Source organism: Sphingobacterium yanglingense, assembly GCF_004363245.1.
GTDB classification, from domain to species: domain Bacteria; phylum Bacteroidota; class Bacteroidia; order Sphingobacteriales; family Sphingobacteriaceae; genus Sphingobacterium; species Sphingobacterium yanglingense.
Window position 1 is genome coordinate 45,025 of sequence record NZ_SNYV01000004.1, and the last position, 17,073, is coordinate 62,097.

Sequence of the window (17,073 nt, forward strand, 5' to 3'; positions counted from 1 at the left end):
CAATATAGGTTTAGTCTTGGAAAATTCTAATATTTGAGAGAACGAGAAATAGTTGGATGAGATTTTTAATAAAAGCCTTTAGTTTTCTTTTTGTTACCACTGTTTTAGTGGGCTGTAATGGCAATGGAAAGGTGGAGTATATTCCGGTCCAGGATTTTTTTGGCAAACCGGATCGTTTTAATTTTAGAGTGTCGCCTGACGGAAGGCACATTGCCTATCTGGGATTAGAGGATCATTGCCGTAATATTTTTGTGCTGGATATAGAAGAACCCGACTCTTCAAAGCAATTGACATATCAGAACAATATGAATGTCCAATATTTTTTTTGGATAGGTAAGGATAGTATTGTTTTTTCCAACACACAGTCCCATCAAGATAGCTTACGTCTTTTTACCATAGATATTCATCATGAGGTAGCTCAGCCTTTATTCGCTCCTGCAAAGCATGAGCTAAGTTGGTTGAATCCGTTGCGGTCTAGGGATGGCGCTCTTCTAGCTGAAATGAATATTAGAGATTCTTCGGTATTTGATCTGTATCGCGTTCCTCTGGATGGCTCTGGACCGAAATTGATAGAGCTGAATCCCGGAAACATAAGTTCATGGTATGCCTCGGCGGACGGTAAAGTCAGATTGGCTCTAACAAGCGATAGTGTCGAAGATCAATTGCTGTATCGAGAACAAGAAGGAGATCCCTATCATAAAGTCGTAGAGACAGATTTTGCGACAACAATACTTCCTCTTGGGCCCGTTAGGGACGATCATGGAGCGGTGTTCGCAATGTCTAATGTCGGTAGGGATAAACTCGCCATTGTTAAGCTCGATTTGCGTACCGGTAGGGAAGAGCTCGTTGCAGAAAACAAGTATGTCGATATGAATAGAGAGGGCTATTCGTTTTCTAGAGAGGAAATGGTCTATACCACGGGACTGTTGAACAAAAAGGAGACACGTATTCTTAATAAGGATTTTAAAAAAATATATTCAAAAATAACCAACAAGTTTGATGGGTATAACATTGATATAATAGATACCGATAGTGCTTTTAATACCGTATTGTTTAAAACCTATACGGACGTTGATCCTGGTGGGATTTATTATTATTCCAAAAAGAAAGATAAGATTGTAGAGCTTTCTGTTATTAACCCTGCGCTGAATGGGAAGCGTCTTGCACCGATGGAGGAGGTTAGTTTTGACTCTAGGGATGGTAAAACCATCAAGGGGTATCTGACCTATCCACTTGTTAAAAAAGATTCGTATCCGGTTGTGGTGTTGATCCATGATGGTCCGAATAGGAGAGATGTATGGGGCTTCAATGCTGAGGTACAGTTTTTGGCCAATCGCGGCTATGCGGTTTTTCAAGTCAATTATAGAGGGTCTGTGGGTTATGGAAAAGAGTTTTATACGGCTGGATTCAAACAGTGGGGAGGAGAGATTCAGAACGATATCAGTGATGGGGTCGCTTGGTTGATACATCAAGGTATAGCCGACAAAAATAAGATAGCGATAATGGGAACCGGTTTCGGAGGGTATTCGGCATTATATGCAGCTTGTTTTAATCCTACGCTTTACAAATGTGCCATTTCAGCTTCTGGTTACACTAATCTGTTTACCTATTTGAAAGAAATACCTCCTTATTATCAGCCTTATCTACAGCTTTACTATAATATTATCGGTGATCCGACGAAAGAGTATGAGTTGTTTAAGGCTACATCGCCCTTGTTTCATGCGGAAAAAGTGAGAATGCCGATTTTGATGTTCCATGGGGGAAGGGATCGTTTCAATAGCCTCACGGATGTCAATCAGTTTGTGCAAAAAGTGAAAAATAATAATGTCCCGGTGCGGTATGTATTTAAAGAAGATGAAGGCCGCAGGTTCAAGAAGGATGAGAACGTAATTGAATATTACCAAATGATTGAACAGTTCCTAAAAGAACAGCTATAGCTAATGGGAAACTTTGGTTTGCAATATCGAAAGAATTTAGGCCTTTTAATCACATTTTTGGTCTTGGTCACAGTGTTGTTCGTGACGTCCGCTTTTTTTGCGCGCAAAATGACCACGAATTTTGTGGAGACCGAATTCAGTAATAAGAAAGTTGAGGTTTTTGATGAGTTCATCAAACCATTTAATGATTTTTTTACTTCCAAGGTCCCTGAGATATCCTATTATCAAGGTTATATCGATTCTGCACAGGCTGCAGAGTTCTCTAATACAGTATTACGACGTTATCCCTTTGTGAGTAATGTTAATTTTTCCGATGTAGTATTTACCAATAGAGATACATTGGGCAAAGGTCTCCGATTTAATAACTTAGGTATTTCACTGCGTAATTCCTATATCTTTAAGCTGGACGCTGAGAATCGGTTTATTGGTGTGCATCAGAGTTCGGAAGATTATAAGAACTATGCTGAAGACTTTAACAATATGATGCTTAAGTTGGCTGGTTTCTTGGATCGGGTCTCGGACTCGACAAAATTAACAGACAATGATATCTATAAGGTATTCTATACGTTACAGCCGGGTAAGATTTCCTATTTAAATATTCCGAGGATGTCTGATATTATGGCTTACAAGTCCATGATGCGCTTTGAGGATTTGCCAAAGAGTGATTATGAACAGGATTTGTTTGTGTTTGCCATAGAGCCGCGTAAGATGGCTATTCTGAATAAGTATCCAAATCTCTACGAAGATATTGTTATTAAGCCGATCGTGGATCAGTACGTTGTCAAGAATGCAGCTTATCTGAGCACGGAATTGGCTCTGCCAGGAGCCTTGTCCGATTATAAATTGCAGTTTGAAGCTTCTAGAGAGTTTATTCAGCATGATATTAATAGGCGATTCTTTCCTGTAGTAGTTGGGCTTTCTTTGATTTATCTAATTCTTTTGATGGTAGGCTATTTGGTCTATCGGAATGTGATGATCAATAGCCGCCTGTATCAACTTCAATATGATTTTATTAATAACCTGACTCACGAGTTCAAAACTCCTGTCAGTGTTATCAAAATAGCCGGTAATAATATAAAGAGTGCCGATAAACTATCCGATACCGAGCGGAATATGTACGGACGGATTCTAGATCAGGAAGCGGACAAACTGAATGCCTTAATGAATAAGCTTTTGTCCTTTGCTCAGATTGAGAATAAATCCATTAAGTTTAATGGCGAGTATATTGAATTGAATGAGTTCTGTCAGCATATATTTGATGCGACACACATCAAGTATCCCGATCTGCAGTTGAATTATAAAATTGATGTGAAAGATGAGATGTATGCAGATCCGGTTCTGTTGACGAGTGTTTTTCAAAATCTAATTGATAATGCGTATAAGTATTCTGCTCCTGATCGAAAGGTTTTGGACATCAGAGTGCAACAAAACAAAAAGAATTTTGTTATTTTATTTAAAGATCGTGGAATTGGTATAGATAAGAAAGAATTTAATAGTATTTTTAAAAAGTTTTACCGCGTCAAGAACCAATTTAACCAGCAAGGAAGTATTGGTTTGGGATTGGCCTTTTGTAAAGAGATCACAGCGTTTATGGGAGGGGATATAAAAGTGGACAGCCAAATGAATGTTGGTACGGTTTTTACACTTAGTTTTCCTGTAGAAGTTAAAAAAGCATAAATTATGGAAAAAGATATTACGGTTGCAGTTGTAGAAGATGATGAAAACTTACGTTTTTTAGTAAGTCATCGTTTACAGACAGAGAATTATAAAGTCATCCAAGTAGGAAATGGGTTGGAGGCAGAAAAGTTAATCTTAGAGCTTCAACCAGATATCGTATTGTTGGATTGGATGCTTCCCGGCAAAGAAGGTATTGAAGTCTGTCAGGCTGTACGCAAGGAAGGGTTTGAAAACATCATTATTATGATGACGGCCAAATCCCAAGATGTAGACAAAATAGACGCCTACAGCTATGGCATCACAGACTATATCACCAAGCCTTTCAATATGGATGTACTGGTGGCCATGATTGAGAACAAGGTGCGTTTCTTCGTTCCTAAGAGCAATAATAAAGACGTGCATGTCTTTGGGAATACCGAGCATCATCCACAGATCCACTCATTGGTTAGGGATGGCAAAAAGATTGAATTGACAATCTTGGAAAACCGTATTCTTTTACATTTTCTACAGAATATGGGAAGAGAGATTACCCGGGAGGAGCTTATGGAAGTGGTCTGGGGATACAGTTCCAATGTTAATACCAGGACCTTAGATATGCACGTGGTCCGTTTACGCAAGAAAATCGAGAATAATCCCGATAAACCGACTTACCTACAGACTGTCAGAGGTTTAGGGTATAAGTTTGTCGATGAAGAATAATTTGATGGATTTGGATAATTAAAACGTTTTAATTATCTTCGTCAATATCGAACAAGACCACTCTTTCGGAATGAGGAAAGAGTGGTCTTGTTTCTTTTTTATTAAGAATTAGTATTTACTATTTAAGTTAATTGAATAATTATGGCGGAAGTAACTTATTACACAGAAGACGGGTTAGCGAAGTTAAAAGAAGAACTACAGTACCTAAAAACTGAAGGAAGGGCTAAAATAGCCAATGCCATCGCAGAAGCTAGGGACAAAGGTGACTTGTCAGAAAATGCAGAATATGATGCTGCAAAAGAGGCACAGGGACTACATGAGGCAAAGATTGCCAAATTGGAAGATGTGTTGGCAAGTGCACGATTAATCGATGAATCTAAATTAGATCTTTCCAAAGTATTGGCCCTTTCTATCGTTAAGATAAAGAACAAGAAAAACGGAGCGGAGATGACATATCAATTGGTATCGGAGACCGAAGCGGATCTAAAAGCCGGTAAGATATCTGTTAAATCTCCTATCGCGCAGGGATTGTTAGGTAAATCTGTTGGAGACGTTGCTAAAGTGAATGTACCAGCAGGTGAAATCGAACTTGAGATATTGGATATTTCTAGATAATATTTAAGATAGGTTATGAGCGGACTGCCATAACCGCTCTCATAACTTTATAATTCAACGGGAGAGCCATAGTTTCTGTGGCTCTCCCGCTTTTTTGGGGAGTTTTGTCTATGTGTGCATAATGTCAGAAAAAATAGGAGGTTCCAACTTTCATTGTAGTTTATGCAAATACTTGTTGAAGGTTTTGTTATATTTGTTCATTGATCAACTTGAAAGATAAATGTCTACAATATTTTCAAAGATTATTTCTGGCGAGATACCAGCCTATAAAGTTGCTGAAAGCAATGATTATTTGGCTTTTTTAGATATTTCTCCGCTTACTCCAGGACATGTATTGGTTATCCCAAAGACGGAAACTGATTATATATTCGATATTAACGACGATGAGTATATGGGAATGTGGGTATTTGCCAAAATTGTAGCCCAAGGCATAAAGAAAGTGTTCCCTTGCCGAAAAGTCGGAGTAGCAGTTGTCGGTTTAGAGGTAGCACACGCTCATATACATCTTATCCCGCTTAATGAAGTGAGCGATATGAATTTTGAAAAGGCAAAATTGTCTTTACCTACAGAGGAAATGACTAAGATAGCGGATGATATCCGTCACGCAGTGGTCTCTATCACTAATGGCGAGTAGTCAAAGCCTCATACTCGTATCCTAACAAAGAAATATGCAAGAATTTTTAGTGTCATTTCAACAATTATTGGACGCTGAGTACTTATTAAGTCATGGCGGGTTCTATATTGTTTGTTTAATTGTATTTGCAGAGACCGGACTCTTCTTTGGCTTTTTTCTGCCGGGGGATTATCTTTTATTTTTAGCGGGGTTATTCTGTGCACTCAATAAGATTGATGTAGGTATTACGACCATGTATTTTGGTATCTTAGGAGCAGGTATCTTGGGTAATTTTGCAGGCTATTGGTTTGGATATCGAACGGGGCCCATGCTCTTCAAGCGGAAGGATTCGTTGATTTTCAAACGGAAATACGTCGTCATGGCTGAAGAGTTTTATCAGAAATATGGTGGTACAGCATTAGTTATAGGGCGGTTTGTGCCAATTATTCGTACATTTGCGCCAATATTTGCTGGAGTGGTTAAGTTGGACTTTAAGAAATTTGTGCTTTATAACGTTTTAGGCGCATTTATCTGGGTGTCCGTCTTGACTCTTTCGGGATATTATTTGGGGGAGCTTTTCCCTTCTATCATTAATTATGTAGAGTATATTATTGTCGGTATGATTGTTATTGCTTTCTTACCTATAATTATTGCTTTACTAAAACGATGGATAAAAGGCCAAAAAGAAAAAAAAGAAACAAAATAAACAGTAAATATATTAATGAGTACACAACACCCTTGGCACCAAGTTTCTCCTGGTGAGGACCTGCCAAATTCCGTAAATGCTATTATAGAAATACCTAAAGGATCGAAAGCGAAATACGAAATCGATAAGGATAGCGGCTTACTAAAATTGGATAGAGTTTTATTCTCTTCAGTGATGTATCCTGCAAACTACGGCTTCATCCCTCAAACTTACTGTGATGATAAAGATCCATTAGATATTTTGGTTCTTTGTTCTGTGGATGTCGTTCCTATGAGCCTTATCGAAGCTAAAGTTATTGGTGTAATGCACATGATCGATGGCGGTGAACAAGATGACAAGATTATTGCTGTAGCAAAAAATGATATGTCTGTTAATCACATTAACGATCTTTCTGAATTACCTCCGCATACGATGAAAGAGATTGTACGTTTCTTCCAGGATTACAAAGCCCTAGAAGGTAAAAATGTAACAATTGAAAATTTATATGGCCGTACTTACGCTCAAAATGTTATCTTAGAGAGTATTGAGTTGTACAACAAAGATATAAGAAACAAATAACCCCTGATGGCCCTCGATATTTTTTGGACAATTTTTTTAGTTTTTGCAAACGGTTTTTTTGTTGCTGCTGAGTTTGCTATAGTAAAGGTAAGAGCATCTCAAATTGAGTTGCAGGCAAAGTCGGGTAGCAATGTCGCTAAAATTGCGAAAAATATTACAGAGCATTTGGATAAATACCTAGCTGCTACGCAGCTAGGTATTACTTTAGCTTCTCTAGGCTTAGGGTGGAAGGGTGAAGCTGTAATGACACAGCTCGTATCCCAGCTATTTGCGTATCTGCAAGTAGATGTATCGCAAGGGTGGGCCAAATGGGCTGGATTTGCAATCGCATTCGGTACTATCACGTTTCTACATGTTGTATTGGGTGAGCTCGCACCAAAATCCATTGCGATTCAAAAGCCTGTAGCGACGACCATGAAAGTTGCTATTCCTTTACGTATTTTTTCTTGGGTATTAATGCCTTTAATTTACGTTTTTAACGGATTTGCTAACTTTTTATTGAGGTTGGTAGGTATACACCCCAATCCTCACGATTCGACGCACTCTTCCGAAGAGCTTCAATACCTTTTAGAAAAAGGAAAGGAGTCTGGGGCGTTGAATACTTCAGAACATGAGCTTATTAAGAATGTCTTTGACTTTAATGAACGTGTCGTAAAAAACATTATGGTACCCCGTACCAAGATAATCGCTGTGGAGATTGATGATTCTGCCGAAGAGTTCATTAATACGGTTACAGAAGAAGGTTACTCCCGTATTCCTATTTATGATGATAATATTGATCAGATAGTAGGGGTGGTACACACCAAAGATATCCTTCCCTTATTGGTTAAAGGGAAAGAGGTAGTCTTAAAAAATATAATGCGTAAGCCTTACTTTATTCCTGAGACAAAGAAAATCAATGATTTGATGACGGAGTTTCAGTTAAAGCGCATTCAGATTGCATTTGTTCTAGATGAATTTGGTGGTACTTCCGGTATGGTTACCTTGGAAGATATTGTCGAAGAACTGGTTGGAGAGATACAGGATGAGTATGACGAGGAAACACCTGTTGTCGAGCGTATTTCCGAAACGGAGTACATGGTAGATGCTGGTGCTTCTGTACACGATTCTAACGGTTATCTACCTTTGGAACTTCCAGAAAGCTCGGATTATGATACCATAGCTGGATTGGTCAGCCACGTGTTTGAGAAAATCCCTGATGTCGGCGAATCTACAGAGGAGTTTGGTTATGTGTTTACCATTATGAAAAAGACACAACAAAACATCGAGTTTGTGAAATTGGATTTGGTAGAGACGGCCAATGATGATGACGACGAATAAGTATAATGCAGCTTTTTTACACCCCTGATATAGAACCCCATCATGCCGCTTTTCTTCTGAATGAAGAAGAAAGCAAACACGCTGTTAGAGTATTACGGCTACAGGTCGGAGATACCATACATCTTGTTGATGGGAGAGGTGGGCTATATGAAACCGAAATATTGGATGCGCATCCCAAGCGCACGAGTCTAAAGATATTAAAGGTTCAGACCGAATTTGGGATATTGCCCTATCGTTTACATATGGTAGTGGCTCCGACAAAGAATATGGATAGACTGGAGTGGTTCTTAGAGAAAGCTACTGAAGTCGGGTTGCATGAGTTTACTCCCATAATCTGTGAGCATTCCGAAAGGAAAGAAGTGAAGGTAGAGCGTTTAGAGAAAGTTGCAATTTCTGCGATGAAACAATCTTTAAAAGCATATATGCCTCGAGTAAACCCAGCTATTTCTTTCCATAAATTTATACAACAAGCAACTGAAACGAGAACCAATAAAGGGCTTGCACATTGTGTCGATGCGGAGAAGAAATATATCGCTACGGCTTTTGAGCCTAAAGGTGATTACTTGTTGCTCATAGGTCCTGAGGGAGATTTCTCCGAAAAAGAAATAAGCCAGGCATTAGATGCTGGCTTTATTCCTATTTCCTTGGGTGATGCGAGGTTACGTACCGAAACGGCAGCACTCGCTTCTACAATCGAAGTGTCTTTATTGAATCGCTAACGGATTAGTTCTGCTTCGAATAGCTGTATCTCTGCATTTCCTTTGAGCGGTTCTGGATTGAATTTCATCTTCCCCTTAATCTTAATAGGCTCCTCCGTATACTTGATACTTCCTTTTTTCATAAATATTTCGACCATTGGGGGGATACCGTTGGTTCCACAGAATTGACATTGTGCAATTGGTAGTACCGATAACATAAAAGTGCTGTGGTTTCGGCCACTCGTAAGCGGTACGATATATCCCGGCAAGTCCACAATTTTGTTCTCCAGTTTTTTCAGCTCTGGCGGATAATGCGGAGTATAAACCTTTTTGTTGCCCTCTGTACTGACTTTGTACATCATTTTGTCGATGGCTTCCCAGGTATTGTTCATCATCGGAGTGTGATCCGGAACATTGAGGTTGGGATAATCTTTTATCTGAGCATTTGAAATCAATGTGCTCAGCAAAAGAAAGTTTAGTATTAGAAATAATTTGTTCATTCTCTGTATTGTCTATGCTTCTATCCTTTTATTATTTGGATGATAATGTTTTTGAAATAGTTGTGTTATAGGCTTTAAATGCAGGTATCAACGCTGCTACTATACCTAATGCTATCGCTGCTAATAGAATAAGCAATTCATTTGGGTATAGCTTGAATGCCTCAATAAAATCTGCACTCTGACTGGTCTGCGTACTTATATAATACAGTATGGTATGTCCCATCAGTAGACCGACCAGACCACCGATCAAGGTAATGACCAGCCCTTCGGTTACGACTAAGGCAAAGAGTTTTGTCTTGGAGGCTCCCATGGTACGCATGATTGCCATATCATACCGTCTATCTTTCAAGGCATTGTAGAGGCTTATAAAGACACTCAGTGCTGCAATCAGCATAATCACATAAGCCAATATAGCTAATGAATCCAGACCTACACCTAATAACGAAAAAATCCTAGAGCTCTCTATTGCTGGTGAAGCCGCTTGCATATGTGTACTTTGGTTGATCAATCGAGGTAGCACGCCTATTGCTGCTGGTGAGCTATATTTGACTAACAGAGCAGTGATTTCGACCCCGTGGTCTTCAATCATATCCTGTCCTATGCTTTTGACCATAGCAGGTGATTCCATTCTAGGCTTTTCTTTAACCAATTCTTCTTCAGCTTCCGCATGGTCATGTGTATGCTCCTGTGCTGTTGCATGTTCATGGTTGTGCTCTTCTCCGTCTCCGTGCTCATGTTTATGGTCCTCCGCCTTATGTTCATGTGTCGAATCGCTATGATGTGCATGATCGTGGTCATGGTCATGGTCATGGTCACAGTTTGGACCATGTATGTGTTCGCCATCATGCGCTATGCCATGTACCTCCCATACGCTCGCTAGGTTGGATAGTATAAGATTGTCTACGACAGACCTAGCTGGTGCCAGTATACCAACCACTTTGAATGGATGGTCATCATGGACGTGCGCATCAGCTGATAGGCCATGCGCACTATGTATTTCATCACCGATTTTTAACTGATGCTTGCGGGCTACTTCGGCACCAAGTACAATCTCAAAGCTTTTCGACCATAATGCCCCCTCAGCAAGCTTCAGTTCATAGAGTCCCATAAAAGAAGTATCCGTGCCAATAATCCGGTGCCCCTTAAAATTATCCCCCAAAGAGATTGGAACAGCCAATTGTACAAAAGGATTTTCGGCTATCTTGTTTGCTTCCGCTAATGATATATTGCCTGTAGGGTTGTCTACATGGTATAGACTACTCAATATTAATTGCATCGGGCTACCTTTGGCACCGATTACCAAGTCTACATTCTTACTATTGTTCTCTAGTTGCTTTTCAAAGGTATCTCCCGATATATATATAACCAATAGTATAGCAACACCGAATGCGGTCAAGACTATACTCAATAGGGTGGCGCCCCATTGTTGGGTAATATTCTTCCAGACTAATGCAAAATTGTTCATATTATAACTGATAGGTATTGGAGAAATTGTCCTTTATTCGTTTATCGTGCGTAGCTATTAGCAGCGTAGCTCCATAGGTATTGGCTGTATCCAGTAAAAGCTCCAAGACATGTTGCGTATTGGTGTCATCCAGAGCGGCAGTAGGCTCATCGGCAACCAATATCTTTGGTCTATTGATCACAGCGCGAGCGATGGCTGCACGTTGCAATTGACCTCTGCTCAGCTGCGAAGGGTAACTGTTTGTTTTATCAAGCAGTTGCAACTTCTCCAATATTGCGGCTATGGCCTTCTTATCAATTGTTTTTTTTGCAAGATGTTGTGCCAATTCAATATTCTCTCCTATAGTCAGGTTTTTCAAAAGATGAGCTTCCTGAAAAATAAAGCCAATGTTAGCAGCACGAAACCTATCGAGTTGACTTTCGCCAAGTTGATAGATATCCTGATTGTCTACGAATACTTTCCCACTAGTAGGGCGGGAAAGGCCACTCAATAAATGTAGTAAAGTCGTTTTTCCAGTGCCTGAGTCTCCTAATAGAAGGGTATGCTGATGTTTTTCTATTTTGAAATCAGGAAACTGCAGTTCGTGCGACGGCAAATAGTTGAACTTAAGGTTTTCTGAACGTATCATGGATAATGTATTCCTACGGTGTGAATTTTCAACCTTAAAGGTATCGGAAATTGGTTACAATAGAAAATCTTAATAAAATTATTACAGGATTAAGTCCTTTTCGCCTTAAAGAAAAATTAATGTATCTGAAATAAACGTCATGTTATTGGGGTTTATTGACTGTCTTTTTTCGCCTTATCGGACCTAGTTAACGATTTATTAACAATAGGTTGAGGTAAAAGTAATTTGTCGGTAATATTGAGTTAATATGCCCCTTATACTTTTGTGTTAAATTAAAATTAATTCAAGTTGAAACTAAATTTAAACATTAAAAAGGCAGGTTTGCTAGTATTAGGTGTAGTAGCAGGCTCAGTTGTATTTGCACAAAAGACAGATCCGAAAGGAAATGCCTTAGTAAAGGAGTCCACTAAAAAGGATACTGTTAATACGTTGAATGCACAGCAGAAAACGAGTGCTTCAATCGCTGATGGGGTTTCAGCTTCGGTATTGGGTATCCGAGGACGGATCATCGACGTAGAGACGATGAAACCTATAGCGGGGGTAAGTGTATCATTGTCTGATAATAGCAAAGTTACATCAACCAATGCAAATGGAGAATTTATTATCCCTGTTGACAAGAAGGGTGATTATAAAGTAGTAAGTAGTTATCTAGGGTACAATAAGGAGATCACGCCGGTAGTTTTGGAAGCAAAAAACTGGGAGACTGTAAGTGTTGTGTTGGTAAGCGAGTCTTCGACACTAGATGAGGTTGTCGTGACACGTAGACGTGTGCAAGCGACTGAGTTCGCTTTATTGGAAGAACGTAAGAATTCTAATTTATTCGTAGAGAAAATCGGTGCACAGGAGCTGTCCCGTAAAGGAGTGTCTGATGCGGCTGGTGCTGTCAGTCAATTATCAGGAGTTTCCAGACAAGAAGGATCAACACAGGTTTACGTCCGGGGATTAGGGGATCGTTATATTTCTACATCGTTGAATGGTTTACCAATACCAGCAAGTGATCCTAATCTGAAGAATATCGCTTTAGACATATTCACAACTGATGTAGTAGATTATGTTGGTGTGGATAAATCTTATAATTCTCCTTTGAATGGAGACTTCGGTGGAGCTACTGTAAATATTGGTTCTAAAGATTTTAAGGGAGATCGATTGTTTGAAGTTTCAGTAGGATCTTCTGTGAATTCTAATGCAATGAAACAATGGGGCGATTTCTATTTGCAGGATGGACCTAATTTCTTCGGTTATTCAAATTATAAAGCACCAGCAGATGTGCAAGGAAGCTATCATTTCAAAAATGGATGGGATCCTAAGAAGCAGACAGTGCTTCCAATGAATTTTGCTGTCAAAGCAGGAGACTCGTTTAAAGTTGGTTCTGAAGGAAGAATGAGTTTGTTTGGTATGGTGAATTTTGCTAATGGTTATGGAGCTCGCGAAGGTGTGAACTCTAGCTTTAGTGCACAGGGAGCACCGTTGAAATCATTGAATCAATCGCAACAAAGCTACAGCGCCAATACAACAGGAATGTTGAACGCCAACTATCAAATTAATGCTAAGCATAAACTGACCTATAATTTCATGTATGTTAATGCGGGTAATCAATATAGGGATGTGTTTACTGGATATATCAGAGATGCAGGGGTAGATGCTGAGAATTACAGAGGGACAATCAATCGTAGTACATTTTCATCTACGCAGTTGTTTATCAATCAATTGTTAGGTAAGCACACCTTGACGGATAAAGTCGAATTGGATTGGGGATTGGCTTACAACAATGTAAAAGGAGATATGCCTGACCGTTTGCAGAGTATGTATAGTACAACGACTAATGGTGATCACTATTTTATACGTGTCAATGCAGCTGATAACCACCGATATACTTATTACCTTAAGGAAAATGAACTAGCTGCTAACGTTGCAGCATCATACAAACTAGGCGATAATAGAGGTAAACTGACAGTAGGGTACAATGGAAGAATGAAAGAACGTTCTTTCGACGTAATGCAGTTGAACTTCAATATTCTAGACGGACAGCAGAGTACTACAAAGATGGATCCGAATAACCTGAACCAATATCTTGGTGCTGCTGGTTATGGTACATTTTATAATATTATAGGTTTAGCAGGGAATGCCTTTCAAAACTACAACGGTGACCAAGATATTCACGCAGGGTTTGCAACAATGGATTATAAATTGACAGATCGATTGACGGGAGTATTGGGTGTACGCTACGAGAATATTAAACAATATGTCGATTTCTATAGTATCGAATATTCTAGAGGTAAAAATACGCTGAAGAAAAATGGCTTATTGCCGAGCTTGAATCTAAAGTATGAGTTGAATGCTAAGAATAATCTACGCCTTGGTGCAAGTAAGACCTATACGTTACCTCAGTTTAAGGAAAGAGCACGCTTCCCATATGAAGAGGTAACCCAGACATTTGTTGGTAACCAATATTTATATGCTTCGGACAACTATAATCTGGATTTGAAATGGGAGATGTTCCCTCGTGAAGGAGAGTTATATTCCGTTACTGCTTTTGGAAAATATATACAGAATCCTATTAATGAAATTGTGGTATCATCAACTTCCAATGATGTGTCGTATGCTAATACCGGTGATAAAGGATATGTATATGGTGTCGAAATAGAAGCGAAGAAATATCTGTTGGATTTAACAAATGATAAACTCTCGATCGGATTTAATACAGCTATCATGAAGACTGATCAAAAGTTTAATCCAGAAAAGGTATTTAAAGACACTGACGGCCTCATTAATATCGATCCAACAAGCACTTCTTCAAAATTTACAGGAGCTTCTGATTTCATTGTTAATGCAGATCTATCTTATCTGAAAAACTTTGATGCTAAGCGAAATCTTTCTGCGACGATATTATATAATTATTACTCCGATAAGCTCAATGCAATTGGTACCGGAGGACGTGGTAATTTGGTGGATAAAGGCCTAGGTACATTGGATTTTGTGCTAAAGTCTAAGTTAACCAAACATTTGGGGGTTGATTTGACGGCGCGTAATATCCTAAACCCATCTTTTGAAAGATGGCAACAAAATGAGACACCAGTGAAGGTGATGTCGTATAAAAGAGGAGCTACTTTTAGTTTGGGTGTGAACTATAAGTTTTAATGGTTCTGTTAACAAAAATCTAATATAGAGTTAATTATAAATAAATGTTAAACATCTTTCTTTGTACTATCGAAAGAAGAAAAAATTAAAATTAAAGAAATGAAAAGATCTACTTCTACATTGTTAATGCTCGCTTTACTTGCGACTACTCCGATGGCTTTTACAGCTTGTAGCAAAAAAGACGATGCTACTGAAATTATCGATAACGATATTCGCACTAATCTACAAGGAGAAGTTAAAGATGGTCAAAATTTAGTACTGGAAAGTGGTACTTATAAATTGAACGGACCTTTAATTGTAAAAGCTGGTGGAAAATTAACAATAAAACCAGGTGTAATAGTAGAGGCAACACCATTTAAAGATGGTGAGGAGATCCGTTATATCGCAGTAGCTCAAGGTGGACAAATCTTAGCAGAGGGAACTAAAGAAAAGCCTATTGTTTTTACAGCAGCTAATAAAGTACAGCAGGCGTGGGGTGGAATTGTTCTTTGTGGAAAGGCCCCAATTAATAAAGGAAATACTGCAAATGCAGAGGTGTCTGGCTTACCATACGGTGGTACTGTTGCAAATGACAACTCTGGTATCTTGAAATATGCGCGTATAGAGTACTCTGGTTATTCTTATAATGCTGATAAAGAGTTTAACGGTCTTTCTATGTTTGGTGTAGGTAACGGTACTACGATCGAATACATTCAGGTTCACGAAGGCTCGGATGACGGTTTTGAGTGGTTCGGTGGTACAGTGAATACAAAATATTTGGTTGCAACAGCGAATGAAGATGATCAATTTGACTGGACTGAAGGTTGGAATGGTACAAATGAAAATTGGTATGGAAAAGAAGCTGCTTCTAAAGGAAACAGAGGTATAGAGGCAGATAACAATTCTAATAATCACTTAGCGAATCCTATTTCTAATCCAAAGATTAAAAACTTAACGTTGATAGGACGAGGTGGTGTTGGTGCAACTGAACAACAATATGGAGCAGAGCCTCAGGCGATGAAGTTGCGTGTAGGTACTAAAGCAATCATTGACAATGTCGTATTGAGCAACTGGCAAGTTGGTTTTGACGTAGAACATAATGAAGGTATCGGCTATGTTGGAGATGGTACATTGAAAGTTACTAATGTGAAATTTGATAATGTGGTAAAGAAGTCGAAAGGAACAAAAACAGTTCCTGCTGGGTCTCCAGAAGGTACAAAAGGAGAGTCTGTTGATGTATCAGCAATCTATACAGAAAATACTAATGCTACAGGAGCTGGCGCTGGAACAGCAACTCCAGAGTGGGCTAAAGGTTGGACTGTTGGTTTGTAATCAATAGTTTCTAAATAGATAGAAAAGGGCTAACTCGTAGAGTTAGCCCTTTTCTATTATGGTCATCTGCAGTTTTTTAAATTAATCATTTATTAATGATGCGTTGACGATTAAAACATATGTTTTGCATTTATTGTGATTATAATACAATGGTTTTTACTAAAAATGACTTCAATATGAAAACACTTTGTTTGTTTATCTTCTGTTTACTATCTATTAGTCTCTCGGGGCAAGAAGCAAATCTCTTTATCAATGCTTATAATCCGAGCAAAGAACAGATTGACAGCGCTACTACTTTTATTCCACTTAAAGATGAGAAGGTGGAGTACAGGGAATTATTACCTTATACCGGAGACAAAGTTGAAGTTCATACGACTTTGAAGAGATGGTTTGTAGATAGTTTTCCAGGCATTCAGAATGTGATCCAAATCGATGATCCACACTTAGGGGCATTAGTGGGAAAGGCTGGTAGAAAATATAGCTTTAAATCAGGAGTTAATAATTCGAATTTTACTATGTTCTTTACTGTTTCGATTGATATCGGTGCCAGTACTGTGGATATGAGGATATATAACATATATGGTAGTGATAAGCGTAGAAATAATCTGCAGATGTATCTTGAAGCAACAAATTCCATGCTGAATGACGTTAATTTCGATCAGCATAGTTCCGTTGATAAGTTTGATCTGGACTTAACGAAATCCTATTTTGATTATATGAAAGGAAAGCGAGAAAAATATAACGGTAAAGTTTTGTATGCGATGGATCGAGAGATTAGGTCTGTTTTTGAGTCGGCGGAGAATGTATTGAAGTAGACCTAATTGAAGAGAGAAGTTAATACTTATTAACGGTTATAACTAAATTAGTTTACGGTATTGTGAAGTGGTACAATTTCAATATATATGCCTTAAACCCATAAACAGTTACAACGATATTGTACAGGTAGTGATGGATGCTTCATAGCCGTTTTATGAATAGGTAATACTTCTCTGTTTCCAGTAAAAAGTACTATTCTACAATGTTTGAGTTGTTCTCAAAGCGTTACAAGTTGACAATAGTTGTACACAACTATAAGATAAATTCTTGCTAGTTTGCGCTCTCGCTACGTAACATGCGTTTAACGAAATAGTAGTTTATCTTGGGTGACAGTGAATGTCTGCTGTGGTTAATTCAGAGTGCGATTGACTGTGTTCAGTTTCTGCTAGTCT

General features: G+C 38.7%; 15 protein-coding genes. 12 read left to right on the forward strand and 3 right to left on the reverse strand.

The window, feature by feature from the left end; all coding sequences use genetic code 11:
* Positions 1-56 precede the first annotated feature (56 nt).
* The 9 genes from CLV99_RS01820 to CLV99_RS01860 all read left to right on the forward strand — a co-directional run bounded on the left by CLV99_RS01820 (position 57) and on the right by CLV99_RS01860 (position 8,844).
* Complete coding sequence (locus tag CLV99_RS01820; protein ID WP_133582783.1) at positions 57-1,937, forward strand: alpha/beta hydrolase family protein; 1,881 nt, start codon at positions 57-59, stop codon at positions 1,935-1,937.
* A gap of 3 nt (positions 1,938-1,940) precedes the next feature.
* A complete protein-coding gene (locus CLV99_RS01825; protein ID WP_133582784.1) occupies positions 1,941-3,614 on the forward strand; it encodes a sensor histidine kinase in 1,674 nt (557 codons plus the stop codon).
* A gap of 3 nt (positions 3,615-3,617) precedes the next feature.
* Positions 3,618-4,313 carry a response regulator transcription factor gene (locus CLV99_RS01830; RefSeq protein WP_133582785.1) on the forward strand — a complete coding sequence of 232 codons (696 nt, stop codon included), beginning with the start codon at positions 3,618-3,620 and terminating at the stop codon, positions 4,311-4,313.
* 141 nt (positions 4,314-4,454) lie between these two features.
* On the forward strand, positions 4,455-4,928 hold the full coding sequence (gene greA, locus CLV99_RS01835; protein WP_133582786.1) for a transcription elongation factor GreA: 474 nt from the start codon (positions 4,455-4,457) through the stop codon (positions 4,926-4,928).
* A 220-nt stretch (positions 4,929-5,148) separates the two neighbouring features.
* A complete protein-coding gene (locus CLV99_RS01840) occupies positions 5,149-5,562 on the forward strand; it encodes an HIT family protein (protein ID WP_133582787.1) in 414 nt (137 codons plus the stop codon).
* A gap of 34 nt (positions 5,563-5,596) precedes the next feature.
* The gene (locus CLV99_RS01845) at positions 5,597-6,247 is read left to right on the forward strand and encodes a DedA family protein (protein WP_133582788.1); all 651 of its coding nucleotides are present in this window, start codon (positions 5,597-5,599) and stop codon (positions 6,245-6,247) included.
* 15 nt (positions 6,248-6,262) lie between these two features.
* Entirely contained in the window at positions 6,263-6,805 is a 543-nt protein-coding gene (locus CLV99_RS01850; RefSeq protein ID WP_133582789.1) for an inorganic diphosphatase, read from the forward strand.
* Positions 6,806-6,811: 6 nt separating this feature from the next.
* Positions 6,812-8,125, forward strand: a complete 1,314-nt coding sequence (locus CLV99_RS01855) for a hemolysin family protein (RefSeq protein ID WP_133582790.1) — start codon at positions 6,812-6,814, stop codon at positions 8,123-8,125.
* Positions 8,126-8,130: 5 nt separating this feature from the next.
* Positions 8,131-8,844 (forward strand): 16S rRNA (uracil(1498)-N(3))-methyltransferase, encoded by a 714-nt coding sequence (locus CLV99_RS01860; protein WP_133582791.1) that lies wholly within the window; start codon positions 8,131-8,133, stop codon positions 8,842-8,844.
* Here CLV99_RS01860 and CLV99_RS01865 read toward each other — a convergent pair.
* Genes CLV99_RS01865 through CLV99_RS01875 form a run of 3 tightly spaced genes read right to left on the reverse strand, consistent with a single transcriptional unit; the run spans position 8,841 to position 11,416 of the window.
* Complete coding sequence (locus CLV99_RS01865) at positions 8,841-9,323, reverse strand: hypothetical protein (RefSeq protein WP_133582792.1); 483 nt, start codon at positions 9,321-9,323, stop codon at positions 8,841-8,843. The genes CLV99_RS01860 and CLV99_RS01865 overlap by 4 nt on opposite strands.
* 31 nt (positions 9,324-9,354) lie before the next feature.
* Positions 9,355-10,788, reverse strand: coding sequence for an ABC transporter permease (locus tag CLV99_RS01870; protein WP_133582793.1), 1,434 nt, complete (start codon positions 10,786-10,788; stop codon positions 9,355-9,357).
* 1 nt (position 10,789) lies between these two features.
* A complete protein-coding gene (locus tag CLV99_RS01875; RefSeq protein WP_133582794.1) occupies positions 10,790-11,416 on the reverse strand; it encodes an ABC transporter ATP-binding protein in 627 nt (208 codons plus the stop codon).
* Positions 11,417-11,704: 288 nt separating this feature from the next.
* On the opposite strand from CLV99_RS01875, the gene CLV99_RS01880 reads away from it, so the two are divergent.
* The 3 genes from CLV99_RS01880 (at position 11,705) to CLV99_RS01890 (ending at position 16,680) form a co-directional block, all read left to right on the forward strand.
* Positions 11,705-14,554, forward strand: a complete 2,850-nt coding sequence (locus CLV99_RS01880; protein WP_133582795.1) for a TonB-dependent receptor — start codon at positions 11,705-11,707, stop codon at positions 14,552-14,554.
* Positions 14,555-14,653: 99 nt separating this feature from the next.
* Positions 14,654-15,865 (forward strand): hypothetical protein, encoded by a 1,212-nt coding sequence (locus CLV99_RS01885; RefSeq protein ID WP_133582796.1) that lies wholly within the window; start codon positions 14,654-14,656, stop codon positions 15,863-15,865.
* 176 nt (positions 15,866-16,041) lie between these two features.
* Positions 16,042-16,680 carry a hypothetical protein gene (locus CLV99_RS01890; protein WP_133582797.1) on the forward strand — a complete coding sequence of 213 codons (639 nt, stop codon included), beginning with the start codon at positions 16,042-16,044 and terminating at the stop codon, positions 16,678-16,680.
* Positions 16,681-17,073 lie beyond the last annotated feature (393 nt).